Source organism: Marinifilum flexuosum (genome assembly GCF_003610555.1).
Taxonomy (GTDB): Bacteria; Bacteroidota; Bacteroidia; order Bacteroidales; family Marinifilaceae; genus Marinifilum; species Marinifilum flexuosum.
Window position 1 is genome coordinate 502,417 of the sequence record NZ_RAPQ01000009.1, and the last position, 19,931, is coordinate 522,347.

Sequence of the window (19,931 nt, forward strand, 5' to 3'; positions counted from 1 at the left end):
TGTAATTGGTCTAAACAAAGCAAAATGTCGAAATCCTCTGATTTAAACACATATGCAACTATTTAGATCTTTACTAAATTACATTTGATGTATTATTTCTTTAATAAGAGAGTTTTACATCCTTTATTTAAAGATATACCAAGAGCATTGAAGATTTATCCTCCTATGTTTATAGCGATAAAAATCTGCAAAAATACTACAGGTTGTTTAAGTCTTCTGGGCTATTCGCATTTGATAAAATATTATCACGGTAATATTTTAAATCTTGAGTCACCAAGTACTCCTTAGCCTTAATTTTTTCAAGCAATTTCATCATCTTGTAATTTCCATTAAGCAATTCACTCTCTATGGTTAAAAAACATGATCTTTTATAGATTGCCACCAGAGGTTGCTTTTTACCCTTACTGTCAACTGCATAAATTAAATCGGCCTCACGTATATTTTTAAAAAGATCTTTAAAAAGTTCAGTCGGAACATTAGGAACATCGCAAGAAATTACATAATAATAATCCGCACTAATATTCTTCATGCATGAATATATTCCTCCTATTGGACCACAATTGGCAATTTCATCTTTAATAACAGGAAGATTCAAATAGTTGTAATCCTCATTATTAGAACTAATCACAATATTATTGCAAATGGAATTTAGACATTTTACAGAGTATTCTATTAAAGCTTTACTTTGCCACTTTACCAATCCCTTCTCTGTTCCCATTCTTGAGCTCTTGCCACCAGAAAGAACTATACCTATTGATTTTTTTTCCTGAATCATATCCAAATATAGAGAAGATTAGGAAAGATCACCACTTTAAGAACTTTTAACTTTTATATGAAAAAACCAAATACTATCTTTAGAATGATTATAAATAATAAAACCGGAAAGTATGAAAAAATCAATAGTTTTAATTTTCATGTTGGTTTCCGGAGTAATATTCGGTAAAACAAATATGAATACGGAAAATCAATCAAAAAAAATGGAGGTAGCAAGTTTTGGTGCAGGATGTTTTTGGTGTGTGGAAGCTATTTTTCAAGAGCTAAATGGAGTTGAGAAAGTAGAATCGGGATATATGGGTGGAGATACAAAAAATCCAACTTATAAAGAGATTTGTACTGGTGAAACCGGACATGCCGAGATTTGCCAAATCACCTATGATGCAAATGTAATTAGCTTTGAAGACCTCCTTGAAGTATTTTGGCAAACACATAATCCAACAACTTTAAACCGACAAGGAGCAGATGTTGGGACGCAATACAGATCGGCAGTATTTTACCATTCTGACGAACAAAAAGAACTTGCTTTGCAGTATAAAGAAAAACTAAGTGATTCTGGAGCCTGGGATGATCCTATTGTTACAGAAATTACTCCTGCTTCAAAGTTTTATATTGCAGAAAACTACCACCAGGATTATTTCAATAACAATTCTAACCAGCCATATTGTAGTTTTGTAATCAAGCCCAAGATGGAAAAGTTTAAACAAGTTTTTAAAAATAAATTGAAATAAATTAGGTGCACCTTTAGGGGTGCATTTTTCCTCATTATTTATGCATACGTTTGCGCTACTGCAAAATTACCCCTCTATCAAAAGTTAAAATTTCTTAAAGAATTGTAACACACTGTTAATTGTATTTCTTGTATTTTTATGTTTCTATTTCCTAAAACACACTTATATGAAGAAATTTTTACCTCTTTTATTTATCTGTATTATCACTATTACAACTGGATTTTGTACAGATAAATCTACACAAAAAGCAAACTTTCCTAATTATGGCGTATTGCAATATTTCGTTCCATCTCAAAATGTAACAAGTTTCAATCTAAAACCTTCTTTATACTTAAGCGAAAAATTCCTACCTGGAAAGATCATTACTTGTAATAAGAATATCATCACTCCCAACGGCATACGATACAATATTGCAGAAGATGAAATTGAATGTCAAATTAATACACAATACAGCAGAATTTCATCACCACATAAAATCAACGAAGTAGAAATTAATGGAAATCAATACGTTTATAAGAAACATATCCATAAAGGTGACTCTGTTAGTGGTTATTTGCAAATGATTCATTCAGGACAAAAAAATCTGTATGTAAAATACTATTTAAACGAAGCTAAATATCCATACTCTAAATGCAATATTAGAAATGTATTTTATGTAGAAAAAGCTGACGGTTTTCCTCAAAAGGTACGTTCTTTAAAAGCAGAAATTCTAAGTATTTATAAAAATCAAGCGAGCTATGCTAATTCGTTTATGAAGAGTAATAACTACCAATGGAATGATTCAAAAGCATTAGTTCAGCTGGTTAATTACCTGGAAAAACTTACTGCATCTAGTGTAGCATCACGTTGAACCTTACCCGTTGATGTTCGTTTAAATTCGGCGATATAAAATATTTCACGAGCCTGTTCATATTTATTGAGCAGGCTTTTTATTTTACATTCCAATTCCTTTTTCTGATCTTCATCAGCCACATCCCATTCAATCAGAAGAACCACTTTTTGTCCCAAATGCTCATCTGGTAATCCGGAAATGAAAAAAGGCTGATTGATTATTGTTTCAAGCTTCTTTTCGATTTGCTCCGGGAACAATTTTATTCCACCAGAATTAATCACATTATCAAACCTTCCTTTCCACTCAAATTGGGTTTCATCAAGCAATTCTACAACATCATTGGTAAGCAAAGGCTCATCCAGAATGGCTGGTGCATTTATACTTAAACAATTTCTTGTGTCGATAGAAAACTTCGCATTTCCCATCGCATGATAGGCTTGAGATTTAGTATTACCATTCAATGCACGAATGGCAACATGTGAAACGGTTTCAGTCATTCCATAGCCAATAAAACATTCGGCAGATAAATCCTGTAAATCATTCTCAAGAACCTGATCGACAGCTCCACCACCTATTAGCAACTTCTTGATTTGTTGAATGCCTTTCTCTAATTTCAAACTGTTCTTTACCTGCAGAGGAATCATAGCTGCAAAATCAATATCAGAACAGATATTTTCTAAAGGGTGTCCATCAGGGGCAACTGGCAACAAGTTCAATTGCCACTCAAAAGCACGCACAATCATCATTTTGCCAGCAATAAAATTAGCAGACAAACAAAAAAGCGCATTCTGTCCTGCTTTAAAATTGAAAAACTCTCCAGTAAGTTTGGCCGAGTTTCTCATTTTTTGCTTTGATAAGTACATTGGCTTTGGTACACCGGTAGAGCCAGAAGTTTTCGCTTTTACCTGTTCTGCATCATCCAGCCACTCCAAAATAAACTTACAATAGTCTTTTTCCCATTCGTAATCCGAATGGGACATTTTATTTCTACAATAGCTTAACAGCGCCTTTTCATTGTAATGTATACCATTTATTGAGAGTTCTCTTGTCATTTAAATCTGATATTGAAAATTTCAATTGCCTTACTCTGATTGTATCGTTTAATACTTATCAATCTTTTATCCTCAAGCCGGATTGGCTCTTACTTTTCTCCTTAGATGAGAAAAGTAAGCAAAAGAATCAAGCCAATCGGATACTGCTCGCCATTCCATAGCAACAGATTATCCCGAATCGCGTCCGATCGGCAACTCCCGCTCAAAATTATTTCAAACTATTAACATTCACCAAGTTTGTATCCCGAAAAATTGATACTGACTCGTCTTAAATCTTATCCCAATTTAATTGATTATCGTATTTCAAAAATCCATTATCGATAATCAATGGAGAAGCAATATTATTGGTATACAGCTGTCCTGTTCCCAAGCCTTGAGGCATAGGGTTATTCAAAGTATATGTCCATTGGGCAATTGCATTCAATCCAATATTCGATTCCAAAGCAGATGTGATCCACCAAGGAATATTTCTATCATTCGCAAGATCGATCCATTCCTGAGATCCTTTAATCCCTCCCACCAAACTTGGTTTTAAAATGATATACTGAGGAGCTATTTCATCCAACAATTCAGCTTTAGCAGGTGTATCGTAAACTCCTATTAACTCCTCATCCAAAGCAATTGGCAGAGGAGTATTGGCACACAGATCAGCCATTTCTTTTACCTGACCTTGCTTTATGGGTTGCTCAATTGAATGCAAATCGAATTGAGCTAAAGCCTTCAATTTTTCCAAAGCAGAATCAGGAGAAAAAGCACCATTGGCATCCACACGCAATTCAATTTTATCTTTGTCGAAGTCTTTTCGGATAGATTCCAGCAGTCTTAACTCTTCCCTAAAATCGATGGCTCCAATTTTCATTTTGATGCAATCAAAACCAGTCTCTAACTTTTGTTCAATCTGCTCTTTCATAAAAACAGGATCGCCCATCCATATCAATCCATTAATAGGAATTTTATCGGTACCATTGCCAAAATCAGAAGGAAACAAGATTTTGGAACCTTTGGCCTTAAAATCTAAAAATGCAGTTTCCAATCCAAAATAAATGGATGGCCATTCTCTTAGGCCTCCTTCCAAATAGTACCAGTAATCTCCAATCTGATCGCAAAGCTCTTGCAGTTTCTCTTCATACCCTTCTCGATCATCCGGACTTAAGCCTTTTATGATAGAGCACTCTCCTATTCCAATTATTTCGGGTTCCTTATCGTCCCACAAACGAATAAACCAAGAATCTTTTTCAGTTAAAACCCCACGAGATGTACCACTCGGACGTTTAAAATTTAGAGGGTAATGTACGTAATCTGCTTTAAGCATCTTTTTCAATGATCAGTTATCAGTAAACAGTTATCAGTAATCTAAAGTAATAAGCCTATTCCAAAACTCAAACTAAACAAGAGAGTTGACAAGGCCAGTTTTTTCAATTCAGGATCTAATTCTCTTGCTACCTTGTTTTTTATTACCACCGCTGTATGTTTAATCAACAAGGGTAAGCTAATCACAAATAGAAGCTGGTAAAATGAATTCCAGTGGACATATATATATGCACAAGCCGAAAGCACTGCAAAACCAATCAAGAACAAATGGTATTTCTTAGCTGTTTCAGAACCAATTTTCACCACCAAAGTTCGTTTTCCAGAAAGAGAATCATTTTCGATATCGCGCATGTTATTCAAATTCAAAACACCCACACTTAGCAATCCAACCGAAGTTGCCGGCAAGAAAATGGTCCAGTTTAAATCACCGGTATGCAAAAAATAGGTTCCCATAACTCCGGCCAAGCCAAAAAACAGGAATACAAACAAATCTCCAAAGCCACTATATCCATAAGGATTCTTTCCCACTGTATAATTTATGGCCGCTCCTATGGCCAACAAACCAACTCCTAACATGATTAACGCCTGGGTGTAATTCAACAATTGCAATGCTTCCCACAACAACCAAAGCCCTGATACCAGCGATAACAAAACAAATACAACCACCATTCTGGTCATCTCTTTCTTGGTAATCACACCACTCTGAACGGCTCTTTCCGGACCAACTCTATTCTCATTATCAGCACCCGAAATGGAATCTCCCAAATCGTTGGCCAAATTCGACAATATCTGTAAAAACAAGGTTGTTAAGGTTGCCAGCAAGAATATTTTTAGGCTAAACTTGTGATCGGAGGCAGCCAGCAAACTGCCAAGAAAGATATTAGAAAGTGCTAAAGGCAAAGTCCTTAGTCTAAATGCATGAATCCATGCTTTGGTTTTACTCATCGGTGTTATAGAATTGATCAGGCTGTAAATTTAATAATTTTGCAAAGACAAGGCATTACCATGACCGCTGAAGTACAATTAGAATTGCCTTATCATTCTTAATTCCTTGAGCTTTTTCACGATTCTAAGCATTCAAGACTTTCATAAAAAAAGCGATGCAATGCACCGCTGATTGTTGTACAGACGTAGCATGCTACGTCACTACATAATTGATATGAAAGGTTATGCTTCTAATTCGGGAGTTATGGAATTGGCAAATCTTTTCGATACTTCAATATATTTCGATTTAAAATCATCATGCTTGATGTATTCTTTAATCTCTTCTTGCCATCCGTTGGCCTCTTCCGATAGCTCCATTATTCTTTTCTTGTTGGCAATATTCTCTTTGTTTTTCTTCTCCTCCTCAACAACATCAATGTACTGATCTACCCATTTTTCGTATCGTGTAAGGAAAGCTTCTCGATCTTCGATATTCGAATATTTATTCGGATTAACCTCAGCCAACACCTCAGTATCAATCAAAGCTGCAGCTCCAACCGTCAATCCTAATTTCTGTAAAAAACCTCTTCGTGTACTATTTTGATTACTCATAAGTGCAATTTTAATTCCAACAACATCTTTTGATTTCTACCCTTAAAAACTTCAAGAATCCAATAAAAGACTTTCGGGTCTTAAAACTACTATTTAAATTCAGTTTAAACAATAGGCAAACGCAGATTAATATTTTTATCCACAAATACACACAAATGAACTCAAATGATAATGTCACCGTTCTTTTCATTTGTGCTAATTTGTGTCCATTCGTGGACCTAGTTTTTCATTTTGGTGCATTTGCGGACCTATTTTTTATAAATTTGGAATTCGTAATTAATAATTCGTAATTCATGTCACATATTCCCAAAAGAGAAGAAGCGCTGGAACTACTTACCACTTATACCAAGAACCCAAGTTTAATTATTCATGCCAAAGCAGTTGAAGCCTGCATGCGATACTACGCACGCAAACATGGCGAGGATGAAGAAAAATGGGGAATTATTGGTCTGGTTCACGATATGGATTGGGAACAATTTCCTGAAGAACATACCCAAAAGACTCGTGAAATTCTGAAAGCAGCCAACTGGCCCGAGGAATACATTCGTGCGGTGGAAAGCCATGCCTACCTCACCTGTACCGAGGTTGTTCCTGAAAGCCTAATGGAGAAAACCATTTATGCCGTTGACGAGCTAACAGGCCTCATCAGAACCACTGCCCTGATTCGCCCTTCCAAATCTGTTTTAGATGTGAAGGTGAAATCGGTAAAGCGCAATTGGAAAAACAAACGATTTGCAGCTGGCGTTGATCGAACGGTTATTGAACGAGGTGCCGAAATGCTGGGTATGGAAATCCCCGACCTGATTCATGACTGCATTGAGGCCATGAAAGAGGTGGCTGAAGAAATTGAGTTAAAAGGCAATTTGTAAGCTCAAAAGATTAGCTCGATACACGATTTATCCCTACAACATATGAATAATGGCTGTCTTCGCGAGGACGAAGAATGAGGACGTGGCGATCTGTTAAAAAACGCAGGGAGTAATTTTAAGCAGATTCCTTCGTCGTACCTCCTTGGAATGACAGCTTTGATTGCATTAGGGATAGAAACGGTTACCCCACAGCGAGGTACGAGCGAGGAGTATAAGTGAATAGCCCGCCCCGCAGGGAAATGCCCAAGTAGAGAAAATCGAAATAAGAAACCATAGATTATACAGATATATTTCAATTAAATGAAAACACCCAGAATCATATTAAGTCTAACCCTTATACTTTGGATACTTTCCACAGGAATCGTCATTCTGGACAAAACCACCCCATTGATAATTACCAGTATCAAAATCTATTATTCTCTCTTGATTACTTCCTTTGCCTTATTGGCAATCATCATCCTAAGATTCTGGCTAAAAATAAAAGGAGAAACATTGGTCTTGTCATTCTCAATGAGTGTAGCATTGCTTTTCGCCATTGCCTATGTGCTAACTTGGCGATTGGAATGGAAAACTGAAACAATCCTCTACAAAAATCTTCATCTTCAAAACCGAACCATTGAATTTCAAAGAATGGATTTGGGCATTTTTGGTACTAAATCAAGAACAATCGACCGAATGAGAATTCTCCCCTACGTTGAATGGAACAAAGAAATACGAGTAAATGAAATTGACCCTTTAACATGGAAGAAGGTAGATATAGATCAAACTTGACGATCTTAACCTGTCAAATCAATCAGCACCTTCTTTTTCGCACCTCAAACCTCCAAATCAAAGCCTTCTGACAGTACAAACACAAACGACCAATACAGTTTATCAATAGTTTTTGACTTTTGTCAACAATTTGACAGGAAATACTACTATTTTTGTACTGATTTTGACATCAAAAATCAAACAATTCTCAAATACAAATGAAACATATGAAACAAGCATGATTCTTTTAAGCTTGCGGTTTCCATATGACAAATAGAAAGAAATTAAACAGATGAAAAGATTTGCACTTATTTTTGTAAGCATTGCTGCAACAGTACTATCCATGACTTCATGTTCGAGTGATGACGATGATGTTAATCCAAATTTTGATGAAAGCTTAATTATTGGAAAGTGGAAAAGTGGTACACTGTATGAAAGATACGACCTTGATTATTCAGGAGCCACCTGGGATACCGCCGATGATGTAACAGAGGCAGAAGCACAGAATTTTACCTGGACAATTACCAAAGATCAGTTGGAACAAATTCATATCATCGAAAATGGTGGAAAAGTTCCTAAAGTATACACCATTACCAATCTAACAGCAACTACTTTAGAGTACGAAGATGCTTACAGAAAATCGAAATCATTCAGCAAAATATAATACAATGCGAGTATTGAAAAAAGTTGGACTGGCTTTTCTGGTATTGGTTGTTGTATTGACAATAGCTGCGGCTATATCGCTGTGGTATCTTTTTACACCGGAAAAAATAACCCCATTAGCCAATAAGCAGGCAAAAAATTATTTGACGTGTACTACTACTATCGAAAAAGTTGAGCCAACTTTTTTTAGTACCTATCCGTTTTTTGGACTCGAGCTTACAAATCTTTGTTTGAGTGAGAGCCCTAAGGATACCATCTTGTACTCTGGCAAATGCTTTGCCTCGGTAGATGTAATGTCCTACTTGTTCGACGACAAAATCATTCTTAGCCCCTTTCTTGTGGATGGAGGTAATGTGAATGTGAAAATAGACGCTCAGGGGCGGATGAATCTGGATGTTTACAAAGCCAGCTCCGATTCAAAAGAAACAGATTCTGAACCTATGTCTCTTGGCGATATGGATATCAGCAATGTGGAACTGAAGAATTTCAATGCGACATTTACCGATGATTCTGCAAAGAGAAAGGCTAAAGTTGAGAACCTGAATGCCAAACTGGCATTGATATACACCGGAAAGAAACAGTTGGTCGATTTGGACATGCAAGCAAACAGCCTGCTTTTTGAAACTGCCGACTCCATGGCTCTTCATGTGGATGCTCAAGGCTGCGATCTAAAAATCAAAACCAATGGAAAGGACAAAAACCTATACCATTCCGATATCAAGCTTGCGTGCGAGGAAATTTCTCTTGCCATGGCTGGTGATGAACTTTTATCGCAGATGAAAATCGATACCCGCCTGCCTTTTGATTTGAACCTTTCGAAAAATTCTTTCGATTTACAGAAGGCAAAACTCACAATTAAGGACGAGCAGGAAATCACTTGCAGTGGTACGGTTAGCATGCTGAAAGATGAATCGCTGGCAACAGATTTGCAATATGCTACCAATGAATTGGATGTTGAAAAGATGTTGGCCCTTGTTCCCAAAGCATATGCCGAACCGCTACAGGACATCAAGGCAAAGGGGCTTGCTAAAATATCAGGATCGGTAAAAGGTCAGTTATCCGATACCAGTATGCCACTGGTAAAAGCCAAGATAGACTACTCCAAGGGAGAGGTGAAATACACAGGTTATCCTAGAGTGAAAGATCTTCAATGCTCCTTGGTCACCAATGTGGATTTAAATGGAAAACAGCCTTCCGATATCAGTATCAGCAACAGCTATGCTCGTATTGCGAACAGCTCGGTTTCTGTGAAAGGAAACATTTCGAATATACTCGAAAGTCCGGTGTATGATTTGTATACCAAAGGCGATTTTACTTTGGTAGATTTAAAACCCTTCATTCCAAAAGATCAGAATGTAGTTCTAAAGGGATCGCTGCAGGGAAATGCACATGCACAGTTCTCGCAAGACGATGTGCTCAAAGAGAAGTATCATCGAATTAAATTAAGTGGGGATTTTAAGGCTCAGGATTTTCATACCATCTATAATGATAGCATAAACCTGAATCTGGACACAGCTAATATTAAGCTGAAATTGCCGGGACACAACAAGGCCGACAAGGATCTTTTGTTTGCAAATATTGAACTTGATGCAGCAAATATGGATGTGCAGTTGTCACCCGATATGAATGCGGCAACTGAAAACTTGCAGCTTTCTGTGAAGGTTAACAATCCTGCAAAAGGCTTATCGGCACCAATCAGCTCCTGTGCCTTTGCATTTGCCAGCCTGCGTGCTAAAAGCGATACCTTATCGGTTTATGCCGGCAATGCGAATGGAGAACTTGCATACGTTCCAAGCCTTAAGGGAAAACAGGAGGTTGCCCTTATCAATTCTACAATGAATAGTGAAAAGCTAGCTGTTTCGGGCAAGGATACTGTTCTTTTTGATACCCAAACGCTACATGCCAAAACCAATCTGAAGTACGACGAATCGCAGGAAAATGTGATGCTAAAATGGCAGCCCGAAGTGGACATTCGTTTCTCTCAGGCAATGTTTAATTTGAATGAAAAGCTGAAGGGACAAATTCCGAATATTTCATTTGCCCTTAACAGGGATAACATGAAAATTGAGAAGGCAAGTTTAATTTTAGGAGATTCCGACTTTAGCCTTGATGGTGAACTTACCGATATCAGTAAGTACCTGAAGAAGGAAGCATTGCTGAAAGGGAAATTTAACCTGGCTTCAAAAAATACCGATGTTTACCAACTGATGGATATTTTTAATGGCATGGGAAGCGAAGAAACTGCCTCTGATAATAAAGAAGCAGAAGACGATCCATTTATGGTACCCAAGGGAGTGGAAATTCAATTGAATACAAATATTGACAAGACCATTGTAAGCAACAATGTGATTGAAAATATAAAAGGAGGGCTAACCGTAAAGGATGGTACCTTGGTTCTGGATCAGATGGGTTTTACAAGCAAGGCAGCCAATATGCAGCTAACAGCAATTTACCGTTCGGATAGAAAAAATCACCTCTTTACCGGTATCGATTTTCATCTTTTAGATATTGATATCGCCGAATTGATTGATTTGATTCCTACGGTTGATACCATGATTCCAATGCTTAAATCCTTTAAAGGAAAAGGTGAATTCCACCTGGCAGGCGAAACCTACCTAAAGAGCGATTACTCTCTTAAAAATTCAACCATTAGAGGTGCGGCGGCATTTCAAGGTGAGGAGCTAACACTAATGGATAGCGAAACCTTCGACATGATTGCCAGCAAACTAATGTTTAAGAAAAAAACAGAGAACGTGATCGATCGATTAAGTGTTGAGATGACGCTTTACAAGGATGAAATAGACCTCTACCCTTTCTTGATTGAAATGGACAATTACAAGGCAGTATTATCGGGACGTCATAACCTGGATAATCATTTTAACTATCACATTTCGGTAACCGATACGCCTTTACCGGTTCGATTGGGATTGAATGTAAGCGGCACACTTGAGGATTTGGATTACAAGCTGGTACCATGTAAGTACAAACATCTTTACAATCCTGAAAAGCAGGGAAAATTAGAGCAACAAACCTTGCGTTTGAAAAATCTGATTTCTACCTCGCTAAAAGAAAATGTGAAGGATTACAAATAGATTCAAAGCTCATATTAGAGACGAAATAATAGATCCTGGTAACTTCGGTTACCGGGATTTTTTTTACCCCAAATCAATACAAATAAACTAACCACGAAGAACACGAAGGGGATTCACAAAGGTTCTGTTTCCATTGATACCCTCACTTGGAGTGAGAGCATCAATCACAATGCTGTTTTTCACCAAATCTGAGTTTCTGAGCGTTTCAAAATCGGAAAATGGTAGTTCCCTGAGTTTCTGGGCAAAATTTCAATTGCATTTGGGAGTAATCTGTCTCGATCAGTCTTTTTACAAATCATTTTCGTGAAATCTGGCTTTCTGAAAGCCATTTTTTATTCAAAATTGATTTCGCTGGATTTCTGAAAGCGTTTTTCCTTTGAAATTTTAAAAATCGAAGCGTCGCACTCCCATTTTTCATTTTGTTTTCATTTCTCTGGATTTCTCACTACAAATTCACTTGTAAAATTCCTGATCTGGCTTTCTGAGCCAAAAATTACATTGATTTTTCAGTAATCTAACTATCGCACTCCCTTTTACAAGTAAAATTTCATTCCCCTGGGTTTCCCACTACAAATTCACTTGTAAATTCCCTGATCTGGCTTTCTGAGCCAAAAATCACTTGTATTTTTCACCTATCTGGCTATCGCAGCCCATTTTCAAGTAAAATTTCATTCCTCCAGCTTTCTCGCACCAATTTCACTTGTAAATTCCCTGATCTGACTTTCTGAGCCAAAAATCACTTGTATTTTTCACCTATCTGGCTATCGCAGATCCATTTTCAATCTCCATTTCTATCCCCTGGCTTTCTTCGCTGAAATCTATTTTGTTAATTCAAAAAACATTTAATTTAACCATTATTCATCAAAAAATAAACACTGAATAACAAAAGTTTACACTGTCAAGAATTTTCTCACTTTTTCTTTTTTAAATAGATACGCTTTTATTAAGTTCATATTGCCCAACGAAATCTTTTAATTTAAACTTATCTTATAATGGATTCAAAATTATTAAGATCGTGCACAGGCGGCGAGGCACACGACGCCAGTAGTAACACTCGATCTGTACTTTCTAAAATCGATTTTAGCGCAGATACCAACCTAACTGCGATTGTTACCAAACTAGAATCGTCAGAAAACAAGCTTCTCAATTCAACTGGAGTAGAAACCAAGTCGGAATTTACGGCTGAAATTTCGGCTTTGGATGGTGTTTTTGATGACAGGGTAATCTGTTTTAAAATGTTTGTGGAAGCCAACATGCATTGGGCAGATCCTTTATTGGTTAACAAGGCCAGTAAAGTTTGGGCTCAGGTAGATGCCAACGACCGTTATCTGTACAAATTGGGCTACGAAGACCAAATGACTCAAGCCTTGTCTTTGTTTACCGAATTGGATCAGGAAGAGTATCAGAGCATGATGACTGACCTGTTTGGCGTAAAAGAGAGCTATACATTGTGCAAAACGGCATATACCAATTTGCAAAGCATGTATCGAAAAGGACAGGAAGTAAAAGCTTTAAAAAAGCAAACCGTTCCTTCAAGCGTATTTAAAAAAGAAGTAGTGGAAATTATCAATGAAAAATTGCTTCCCTACATGGGAGTTTTGGCAGACAATCAGCCTGAAACTTATGCCGATGCATATGCAAAAATTAATCATTACATCGATTTAATCAATCAAAAAATCAGGACTCGTAGAAGCAGAGCTACCACCGAAGAAGAGGTTAGTAGCGAAGTGGAATAAGTCATATTATAAATTTGTGTATTTGGGCAGAGACAAGGCTTTAGGGTCTTGTCTCTTTTTTATCATCAAAACTCTTGAATTCAGAACATCCCCCTTAATCCCCCTTGAAAGGGGGAATTTGGATCTTGCCAAGATTCCCCTCTTGAGAGGGGATAAAGGGGAGTGTTTGTTCAATATCATTGATCCCCTCAACAAAAGTAAGAGCATCAAATTTATTTAGCCTAACTCCTTTTTCAAAACCGACATCACCAATTTGTCGTGAAATTCTCCATCACGATAACAGGCTTCACGTAATTTGCCTTCCAATTTAAAACCAGCTCTTTGGTAGGCCTTTACTCCACCCACATTGGGTTCCGAAACTGTAAGCATGATTCTATTTAAAATTAGATCCTTGCAACTTGCTTAACACCTCATCAAAATCATCAACAAAAACCTCAACCAAATGATATCTTTTATTTGTAGATCTATCTTTCAAAACAAGACCTGCCAATTGTTTATTCTCATAAATTGGGAATTTTTGTTTTGTATGACGAACCTGATCTAAGGACAACACAATACTTTTTGATTTCACCCATAAAACTTGTGGAGTTGATATTAAAAGGTCATTACCTACGAACTCTATAGATTCAATTGTTCTTCCAAGAAAAAAAATGGTTCTTATAGGTATTATTAGTCCCAATAACACAAACAATGCTGAAAAGAATATCGATGAAAAAATGAACATCCCTTCGACATCATGAAAACGTATGGAAGCTGCCTTCATAAATAAAGAGCTGATCAAAAGCACAACGATAAAACCTTTTATTTGGTGCTTCATCATTCGATACAAACTCTTTTCACCCCTTTCATTAATTGTACATTTCATACAGAATCTTCTTACAATATCAATTGATAATTCTTTAATTACTAATTGTTAATTAAATCTCCCTCCCATAATACACATGGCTACACCACTCCCCATCAATATTGGCAATATTGGGAAGGCATGCCCAGCGTTCGAAACCGAACTTTTCCAGTAGTTTAATGCTTGCAGTGTTGGGTTCCAACAAAATTGCAAAAAGATTTTTGATATGGTATTGAGGAGCTTTTTTGATGGCAAAATCCAATAGCTTGCTACCAATGCCTTTGCCCTGGTGATCATCGTGCAAGTAGTAGCTTACTTCTACTGCGGTTTGCAGGGCTCTTCTTCCTTGTCGGTAGGGCGAGTAACACATCCAGCCAATGATTTCATTGTTTTCCTCTGCCACAAATACGGGATGGGTATCGGGATTGTGAGAGGCAAACCATTTTTCACGTTCCTGCATGGAGATTTCTTCCAAATCGGCAGTGCAAAAACGCTTGCGCACGGCTTGGTTGTAGATCTCGTTTATGGTGATTAGGTCGGATTGGGTGGCTGGTCTGATGTTCATGTCGTAGAATTAAACCACAAAGGTAAATGAAGGGGTTCACGAAGTAACACGAAGGAAAACTTGCTAATTATCTGAAACATCCCCCTTAATCCCCCTTGAAAGGGGGAATTTAACCATCTTGCTTAGATTCCCCTCTTGAGAGGGGATAAAGGGGAGTGTTTGTTCATTATCATTGATACCCTCACCAAAAGTGAGAGCATCAATTTATATTTTCGTAATTAAACTATCCCGGGAATTTCGGGAACTTTTGGAATTCAGGGTCGCGCTTCTCCAAGAATGCATTCTTTCCTTCCTGCGCTTCTTCCATTAGGTAATACATCATGGTAGCATCACCTGCAAACTCCATTAATCCGCGCTGTCCGTCTAACTCTGCGTTCAAACCACGCTTGATCATACGAATAGCCATAGGGCTGCGCATCATGATGGTCTTACACCACTCTACAGTTTCGTCTTCCAATCTTTCCAAAGGCACTACGGTGTTTACCATACCCATGTCTTCAGCTTCTTTGGCAGTGTACTGCTTACAAAGGAACCAGATCTCACGAGCTTTCTTCTGGCCTACGTGGCGAGCCAAATAGTTCGAACCAAAACCAGCATCGAAACTACCAACCTTAGGACCAGTCTGACCGAATTTTGCATTTTCAGAAGCGATAGTCAAGTCACAAACCACGTGAAGTACGTGTCCGCCACCAATAGCATAACCGTTCACCATGGCAATTACAGGCTTCGGCATAGAACGGATTGCCTTGTGCAAATCCAATACATTCAAACGAGGCACACCGTGCTCATCGATGTATCCACCAACACCTTTTACATTCTGATCACCACCTGAACAGAAAGCCTTGTCGCCAGTTCCTGTCAACACAATTACACCAATATCGCTGCGCTCGCGGCAGATATCCATAGCATCCAACATATCGAAGTTGGTTTGCGGACGGAATGCATTGTACACCTCAGGACGATTGATGGTGATTTTTGCGATTCCTTCGAAAAATTCGAATTTAATATCTTCGTATTCCTTAATGGTAGTCCAGTTTCTAGTTGTCATACCTTCTCTTTTATAGTTTTAAAATAATTTATTAGCACTTGATCGTTTATCGTTCGTGGGGTTTTAATCTCCAGAACGGCAGCTCTTTCGTTTGCTGCATAGAATTCAGGCAGTACGTTTTCTACCTCTGTTTCATTTTCGGCGTAAAAGTAATCCAATCCGTAGGTTTCTGCCAGTTTATCGGCACGGTATTCCTGTACTGTCTCAAAATATTCTTCCAACTCATCCACACCCGATGGACCGGATATGAATCGGAAAATTCCTCCTCCTCCATTGTTGATGAGAATGATTTTCAGATTTGGCTGCAGGTATTTGTTCCACAATCCATTCGAATCATAGAAAAAGCTGATATCTCCTGTAATCAGCGTAGTAGTTCTGCCATTCACCAAGGCAGCTCCTGCCGCTGTTGATGTACAGCCATCTATTCCACTGGTTCCTCGGTTTGAGTTATAAGTAATTTGATCGGATGTCTTGAACAATTGAGCATATCGCACCACCGATGAGTTTGCCAACTGTAGGTTTCCCCCTTCCGGGATAGCTTCCAAAATCTTCTCGAAAGCTTTCATATCACTCCATTGCAGTTTATCCAGGTATGTCTCATGAATTTTGCCTACTGCTGCATCCCTCTCTTTCCAAAGATTTGCATATCCACTTTGGGTATGATTCAATGCTGGCAACAACTGACGGAAAAATGCCAGTGGAGACACATCAATGTGAGAAGTCAGATTCTTGAACGTATCAATAAAATGATCCTCTTTGCCTACAAACCAATGCTCCTTTGGACGATAATCACGCAAGAAAGATTTGATCATTTTGGACACCAATGGCCCACCAAAATTGATCAACAAATCAGGCTGAAACTCCTTTTTCTCCTCCTCTTTCACCGAGCAGATTACCCTGTCGATACAAGGCAAGAACTCTTCTCCATGCAAATTGGCAACCGATTCGGTCATTACCGCCACATTTGGCTTTTGGGCCAATTGCATCAGCAATTCATTCAGTTCTGGCTGTTGGTGCAGCAAGCCTGCCAATATCAATATCTTTTTGTTCGAATTAAAAGCCTGAGCCAAGTCTTCAACACTTTCTTTGCTCAATTCATCCACCGAACTCACTTTACGGATTACCCTTTCATCGGTATCAGGATATTGTTTTACCCCATACAAAGGTTCACGCAAAGGGAAATTGATATGAACCGGTCCCATTCTACCCGATTGCGCTTTCGTTAAGGCCTCGTTAGCCATGCGATTCAAATACCAGCAATCATCAGGATTATTGGCATCTAATGGCAATTGGTAGCTGTCTTTCACAAAACCTTTGAAAACATCAGGCTGTGGAATGGCCTGGCTATCATCCTGACCGATCCATTCCGTAGGGCGATCGGCCGAGATTACCACCAAAGGCAATCGTTGATAGAAAGCCTCGGCAACAGCAGGTCCGTAATTCAACAGCGCCGTTCCCGATGTACAAACCAAACCCACGGGTTTTCTGGTTTGTTGTGCAATCCCCAAGGCAAAATAAGCGGCACTGCGCTCATCCACAATCACCAAACTTTTAATTCGCTGATCTTTTGCAAAAGAGATGCTTAGCGGAGCATTTCTGGAACCTGGCGATACGATAACATATTCCATTCCTTTGGCCCAACAGATATCAATCAATTCTTTCACTCCTTTGATATCTGAATAATTGCGCTCCATGTATTTTGTATTTTCTTTTTCTATTGTAGAAGTAAATTCTGAATTCATATTTAAGCTTTTAGCTTTCAGACAAAATACTTTGTACTTTCTCCTTGATACTTTGTACTTGAAAGTTTTGCCTTTCGCAATCCAAATTTAAAACAAATTCGCTTATTTAATCACTTTAAGCAAAGTTTGCGCTTTAAAACAGGTTTCCATCCATTCTTTTTCAGGATCAGAATCAGCAGTGATTCCTCCACCTACAAATAGTGCCATACTTTCCTGAAGCACCTTCATACTTCTCAAATTCACAAACAAAGCCAAACCGCCATCAGCATGAATAGGGCCTAAAAATCCAGCATAATACTCTCTCTTATGTTTCTCCACTTTTCGGATTAAATCCATTGCCTTATTTTTTGGCAAGCCACAAACCGCTGGTGTTGGGTGCAAGGCTTGGGCAAAACTGGAGATCTGATCGAAACTTAATGCTGTGTTTGCTTTATAGGTAGTTTTTAAATGAACAACATTACCCGCTTGTACTGTAAAAGGACCTTGCTTCTGATAATCATCAATCTGATAATTGGAAAGAAGCTCTTCGATATATTTACTCACGTATGCTTGCTCTTCTATCTCTTTTTTCTCCCATTCAACAGATTGAACCGCTCTATCACCTAGTTGCTGTGTTCCCGCTAAGGCTACTGTTTCTATTGTTTTCCCATCAGAATTCAGGAATTTCTCCGGGCTAGCACCAATCCACAACCCTACTCCTGGTATATCTACCATGGAAACAAATGCATTAGGATAAGTTTCTTTCAATCGAAGAAAAATTGATGTTGCATCTTTACGTCCTTTGCCATTCAACACATGCACTCTGGAAAGAATCACTTTATCAAGCTTTTTACTCTTTAAATCGGCAAGCATTTCATTGATTTGTTCCAGATAATCCTCTTTCGAACTTTCATAAACTTCCGAATCCTCATCAATCTGATCAGGTAAGCCTGAAAAATCAAAAAACTCTGTTGAATTTGAGCTAAACTCGAATTCTGGATCTATGAAATAAGAAGCTTGTTCTGTGTCTATATCAAAAGGTGCAAATAAAAAACCTTCCTTCCCTTTCAAATCCAATAAATTGGTAAACTTAGATGGACTTGTTTGAATTCCGATTTTGATTTCTTGATCTCCTGGCAAAGAATATGCGTAAAACGAAAGTCGTTTTTTTATGCACTGCTCAAGAAAATATTGTGTTGATTTTTCTTTGTCCTCCAATTGGCTCATTCTCTATTTTTTAATGATCACATTGGTTATTCGACAAATCGACACCAGTTTTTCTTGTTCATTTAGCACATTCACCTCAACAATATGAGTCATTTTGCCTTTGTGAACAAACTTGGCTTTGGCAATAATTTTTCCCTTTCGCAGGCTTCTGATATGATTGGCATTAATCTCCATCCCCTTTACATCGTAGTTTTTCAAATCTGTATGAATTACTGAAAGTGCACTTCCAACAGATTCCGCCAATGCCAGAGTAGCTCCTCCATGCAATATCTTCATGGGTTGCCAATGGTTTGAAGTCACCTCCATCTCAGCCACCAAATAATCCTCACCTACTTCTGTATATATAATTCCCAAATGCTCCATTAAAGTTTCGGAGCACATCTTATTCAAACTTTCTAATGCCTCAGTATTTTTAATCATTCTACAAAAATAATGTTTTCGTTAAGACTACATTCATTACTTGCTTATGGAGCCAAAAAAAGCTCAATTAAATTGAGCTTTACCTTTAGGAAAAATATCTTAATAAAAATTAGTCAATTTTTACATTAACTGCATTTAATCCTTTTTTTCCTTCTACAACATCGTAAGTTACGTTATCACCTTGGTCAACTTTGTCGATCAAACCTGTAACATGAACAAAAATGTCTTCTTGTGTTTCATTGTTTTTAATAAAACCAAAACCTTTAGTTTCATTAAAGAATTTTACTGTACCTGTAGGCATTACTTAAAAATTTTAAAATTATTACGTAGTAAATGTACGTAATTTGATTTAATAAGTACACAAATATCTAATTATTTTCACATTTCTTGACAAAGAATTAGCACACCACTTACATTGACTGATATTCAGATTGATATAAATAAAATGCTTAAACAAGAAAAGTTTAATCTAATGAACAGAAAATCTCAATCTGTAAAAATGACTTTTGGTAGTTTAAATTTTAATCCTACATTTGTAAGCAAGAAAGACAAAAAAATGAGACAATTCAACAACAATAATAACTTCTTTAATAATTTGATGAATAATTCATCAGAACTGGGAAGGCTATAGTTGTTATCGAAAAAATATTTTACACGAGCCTTCCCAAATTGGGAAGGCTTTTTTATTTATAACAAATGGTACAATTTTTCAACAATAATAATAACAATAATAATTCTCCCCCAAGGTGAGGAAGTAGCA

The 19,931-nt window shown here is 37.6% G+C and carries 21 protein-coding genes; 8 read left to right on the forward strand and 13 right to left on the reverse strand.

Features of this window, described 5'->3' with window-relative positions:
- Positions 1-196: 196 nt before the first annotated feature.
- Positions 197-775: a molybdenum cofactor guanylyltransferase gene (locus BXY64_RS12015; RefSeq protein ID WP_120240239.1), complete on the reverse strand. Its 579-nt coding sequence runs from the start codon at positions 773-775 to the stop codon at positions 197-199.
- 112 nt (positions 776-887) lie between these two features.
- Between BXY64_RS12015 and msrA the strand changes: the two genes are divergently transcribed.
- Positions 888-1,505 carry a peptide-methionine (S)-S-oxide reductase MsrA gene (gene msrA / locus BXY64_RS12020; RefSeq protein ID WP_211334486.1) on the forward strand — a complete coding sequence of 206 codons (618 nt, stop codon included), beginning with the start codon at positions 888-890 and terminating at the stop codon, positions 1,503-1,505.
- Between the two features lie 166 nt (positions 1,506-1,671).
- A complete protein-coding gene (locus tag BXY64_RS12025; RefSeq protein ID WP_120240240.1) occupies positions 1,672-2,355 on the forward strand; it encodes a hypothetical protein in 684 nt (227 codons plus the stop codon).
- On the opposite strand, the gene BXY64_RS12030 is transcribed toward BXY64_RS12025, so the two are convergent.
- The 4 genes from BXY64_RS12030 to BXY64_RS12045 all read right to left on the reverse strand — a co-directional run bounded on the left by BXY64_RS12030 (position 2,313) and on the right by BXY64_RS12045 (position 6,236).
- Positions 2,313-3,389, reverse strand: a complete 1,077-nt coding sequence (locus BXY64_RS12030; protein ID WP_120240241.1) for an AMP-binding protein — start codon at positions 3,387-3,389, stop codon at positions 2,313-2,315. The genes BXY64_RS12025 and BXY64_RS12030 overlap by 43 nt on opposite strands.
- A gap of 268 nt (positions 3,390-3,657) precedes the next feature.
- Positions 3,658-4,701 carry an o-succinylbenzoate synthase gene (locus BXY64_RS12035; RefSeq protein ID WP_120240242.1) on the reverse strand — a complete coding sequence of 348 codons (1,044 nt, stop codon included), beginning with the start codon at positions 4,699-4,701 and terminating at the stop codon, positions 3,658-3,660.
- 41 nt (positions 4,702-4,742) lie between these two features.
- Positions 4,743-5,645 carry a 1,4-dihydroxy-2-naphthoate polyprenyltransferase gene (locus tag BXY64_RS12040; protein WP_120240243.1) on the reverse strand — a complete coding sequence of 301 codons (903 nt, stop codon included), beginning with the start codon at positions 5,643-5,645 and terminating at the stop codon, positions 4,743-4,745.
- Positions 5,646-5,867: 222 nt separating this feature from the next.
- Complete coding sequence (locus BXY64_RS12045) at positions 5,868-6,236, reverse strand: twin-arginine translocation signal domain-containing protein (protein WP_120240244.1); 369 nt, start codon at positions 6,234-6,236, stop codon at positions 5,868-5,870.
- A 293-nt stretch (positions 6,237-6,529) separates the two neighbouring features.
- Here BXY64_RS12045 and BXY64_RS12050 point away from each other — a divergent pair, with 293 nt between their 5' ends.
- The 5 genes from BXY64_RS12050 to BXY64_RS12070 all read left to right on the forward strand — a co-directional run bounded on the left by BXY64_RS12050 (position 6,530) and on the right by BXY64_RS12070 (position 13,346).
- Entirely contained in the window at positions 6,530-7,105 is a 576-nt protein-coding gene (locus tag BXY64_RS12050) for an HD domain-containing protein (RefSeq protein WP_120240245.1), read from the forward strand.
- A 300-nt stretch (positions 7,106-7,405) separates the two neighbouring features.
- The gene (locus BXY64_RS12055) at positions 7,406-7,876 is read left to right on the forward strand and encodes a hypothetical protein (protein WP_147375984.1); all 471 of its coding nucleotides are present in this window, start codon (positions 7,406-7,408) and stop codon (positions 7,874-7,876) included.
- 271 nt (positions 7,877-8,147) lie between these two features.
- Positions 8,148-8,519, forward strand: a complete 372-nt coding sequence (locus BXY64_RS12060; RefSeq protein WP_120240247.1) for a hypothetical protein — start codon at positions 8,148-8,150, stop codon at positions 8,517-8,519.
- Positions 8,520-8,523: 4 nt separating this feature from the next.
- Positions 8,524-11,610, forward strand: a complete 3,087-nt coding sequence (locus BXY64_RS12065; RefSeq protein ID WP_170150642.1) for an AsmA family protein — start codon at positions 8,524-8,526, stop codon at positions 11,608-11,610.
- Between the two features lie 992 nt (positions 11,611-12,602).
- Positions 12,603-13,346, forward strand: a complete 744-nt coding sequence (locus BXY64_RS12070; RefSeq protein WP_120240249.1) for a hypothetical protein — start codon at positions 12,603-12,605, stop codon at positions 13,344-13,346.
- Between the two features lie 216 nt (positions 13,347-13,562).
- Here BXY64_RS12070 and BXY64_RS12075 read toward each other — a convergent pair whose 3' ends face one another.
- The 8 genes from BXY64_RS12075 to BXY64_RS12110 form a co-directional block, all read right to left on the reverse strand.
- Complete coding sequence (locus BXY64_RS12075) at positions 13,563-13,715, reverse strand: GNAT family N-acetyltransferase (RefSeq protein ID WP_211334487.1); 153 nt, start codon at positions 13,713-13,715, stop codon at positions 13,563-13,565.
- Positions 13,716-13,719: 4 nt separating this feature from the next.
- Entirely contained in the window at positions 13,720-14,211 is a 492-nt protein-coding gene (locus BXY64_RS12080; RefSeq protein ID WP_120240250.1) for a hypothetical protein, read from the reverse strand.
- 52 nt (positions 14,212-14,263) lie between these two features.
- A complete protein-coding gene (locus BXY64_RS12085) occupies positions 14,264-14,755 on the reverse strand; it encodes a GNAT family N-acetyltransferase (RefSeq protein WP_120240251.1) in 492 nt (163 codons plus the stop codon).
- A 223-nt stretch (positions 14,756-14,978) separates the two neighbouring features.
- Entirely contained in the window at positions 14,979-15,803 is an 825-nt protein-coding gene (gene menB / locus BXY64_RS12090; RefSeq protein WP_054717253.1) for a 1,4-dihydroxy-2-naphthoyl-CoA synthase, read from the reverse strand.
- The gene (gene menD, locus BXY64_RS12095) at positions 15,800-17,545 is read right to left on the reverse strand and encodes a 2-succinyl-5-enolpyruvyl-6-hydroxy-3-cyclohexene-1-carboxylic-acid synthase (protein ID WP_211334488.1); all 1,746 of its coding nucleotides are present in this window, start codon (positions 17,543-17,545) and stop codon (positions 15,800-15,802) included. The genes menB and menD overlap by 4 nt, the downstream gene beginning before the upstream one ends.
- Before the next feature lie 102 nt (positions 17,546-17,647).
- On the reverse strand, positions 17,648-18,751 hold the full coding sequence (locus BXY64_RS12100; protein WP_120240252.1) for an isochorismate synthase: 1,104 nt from the start codon (positions 18,749-18,751) through the stop codon (positions 17,648-17,650).
- Positions 18,752-18,754: 3 nt separating this feature from the next.
- Entirely contained in the window at positions 18,755-19,171 is a 417-nt protein-coding gene (locus BXY64_RS12105) for a PaaI family thioesterase (protein ID WP_120240253.1), read from the reverse strand.
- Between the two features lie 109 nt (positions 19,172-19,280).
- A complete protein-coding gene (locus BXY64_RS12110; protein ID WP_110360691.1) occupies positions 19,281-19,472 on the reverse strand; it encodes a cold-shock protein in 192 nt (63 codons plus the stop codon).
- A 171-nt stretch (positions 19,473-19,643) separates the two neighbouring features.
- Between BXY64_RS12110 and BXY64_RS21360 the strand changes: the two genes are divergently transcribed.
- Entirely contained in the window at positions 19,644-19,802 is a 159-nt protein-coding gene (locus BXY64_RS21360) for a hypothetical protein (protein ID WP_170150643.1), read from the forward strand.
- The last annotated feature ends 129 nt before the right edge of the window (positions 19,803-19,931 follow it).

Bases quoted from the DNA above. Each gene is read 5' to 3' on its own strand.
- BXY64_RS12075 (WP_211334487.1), bottom strand. From the start codon at position 13,715: ATGCTTACAGTTTCGGAACCCAATGTGGGTGGAGTAAAGGCCTACCAA.
- BXY64_RS12025 (WP_120240240.1), top strand. From the start codon at position 1,672: ATGAAGAAATTTTTACCTCTTTTATTTATCTGTATTATCACTATTACA.
- BXY64_RS12015 (WP_120240239.1), bottom strand. From the start codon at position 775: ATGATTCAGGAAAAAAAATCAATAGGTATAGTTCTTTCTGGTGGCAAG.
- BXY64_RS12060 (WP_120240247.1), top strand. From the start codon at position 8,148: ATGAAAAGATTTGCACTTATTTTTGTAAGCATTGCTGCAACAGTACTA.
- BXY64_RS21360 (WP_170150643.1), top strand. From the start codon at position 19,644: ATGAACAGAAAATCTCAATCTGTAAAAATGACTTTTGGTAGTTTAAAT.
- BXY64_RS12050 (WP_120240245.1), top strand. From the start codon at position 6,530: ATGTCACATATTCCCAAAAGAGAAGAAGCGCTGGAACTACTTACCACT.
- BXY64_RS12045 (WP_120240244.1), bottom strand. From the start codon at position 6,236: ATGAGTAATCAAAATAGTACACGAAGAGGTTTTTTACAGAAATTAGGA.
- BXY64_RS12035 (WP_120240242.1), bottom strand. From the start codon at position 4,701: ATGCTTAAAGCAGATTACGTACATTACCCTCTAAATTTTAAACGTCCG.
- menD (WP_211334488.1), bottom strand. From the start codon at position 17,545: ATGAATTCAGAATTTACTTCTACAATAGAAAAAGAAAATACAAAATAC.
- BXY64_RS12070 (WP_120240249.1), top strand. From the start codon at position 12,603: ATGGATTCAAAATTATTAAGATCGTGCACAGGCGGCGAGGCACACGAC.
- BXY64_RS12040 (WP_120240243.1), bottom strand. From the start codon at position 5,645: ATGAGTAAAACCAAAGCATGGATTCATGCATTTAGACTAAGGACTTTG.
- BXY64_RS12110 (WP_110360691.1), bottom strand. From the start codon at position 19,472: ATGCCTACAGGTACAGTAAAATTCTTTAATGAAACTAAAGGTTTTGGT.
- BXY64_RS12080 (WP_120240250.1), bottom strand. From the start codon at position 14,211: ATGAAATGTACAATTAATGAAAGGGGTGAAAAGAGTTTGTATCGAATG.
- BXY64_RS12065 (WP_170150642.1), top strand. From the start codon at position 8,524: ATGCGAGTATTGAAAAAAGTTGGACTGGCTTTTCTGGTATTGGTTGTT.
- BXY64_RS12055 (WP_147375984.1), top strand. From the start codon at position 7,406: ATGAAAACACCCAGAATCATATTAAGTCTAACCCTTATACTTTGGATA.
- BXY64_RS12030 (WP_120240241.1), bottom strand. From the start codon at position 3,389: ATGACAAGAGAACTCTCAATAAATGGTATACATTACAATGAAAAGGCG.
- BXY64_RS12100 (WP_120240252.1), bottom strand. From the start codon at position 18,751: ATGAGCCAATTGGAGGACAAAGAAAAATCAACACAATATTTTCTTGAG.
- menB (WP_054717253.1), bottom strand. From the start codon at position 15,803: ATGACAACTAGAAACTGGACTACCATTAAGGAATACGAAGATATTAAA.
- msrA (WP_211334486.1), top strand. From the start codon at position 888: ATGAAAAAATCAATAGTTTTAATTTTCATGTTGGTTTCCGGAGTAATA.
- BXY64_RS12105 (WP_120240253.1), bottom strand. From the start codon at position 19,171: ATGATTAAAAATACTGAGGCATTAGAAAGTTTGAATAAGATGTGCTCC.
- BXY64_RS12085 (WP_120240251.1), bottom strand. From the start codon at position 14,755: ATGAACATCAGACCAGCCACCCAATCCGACCTAATCACCATAAACGAG.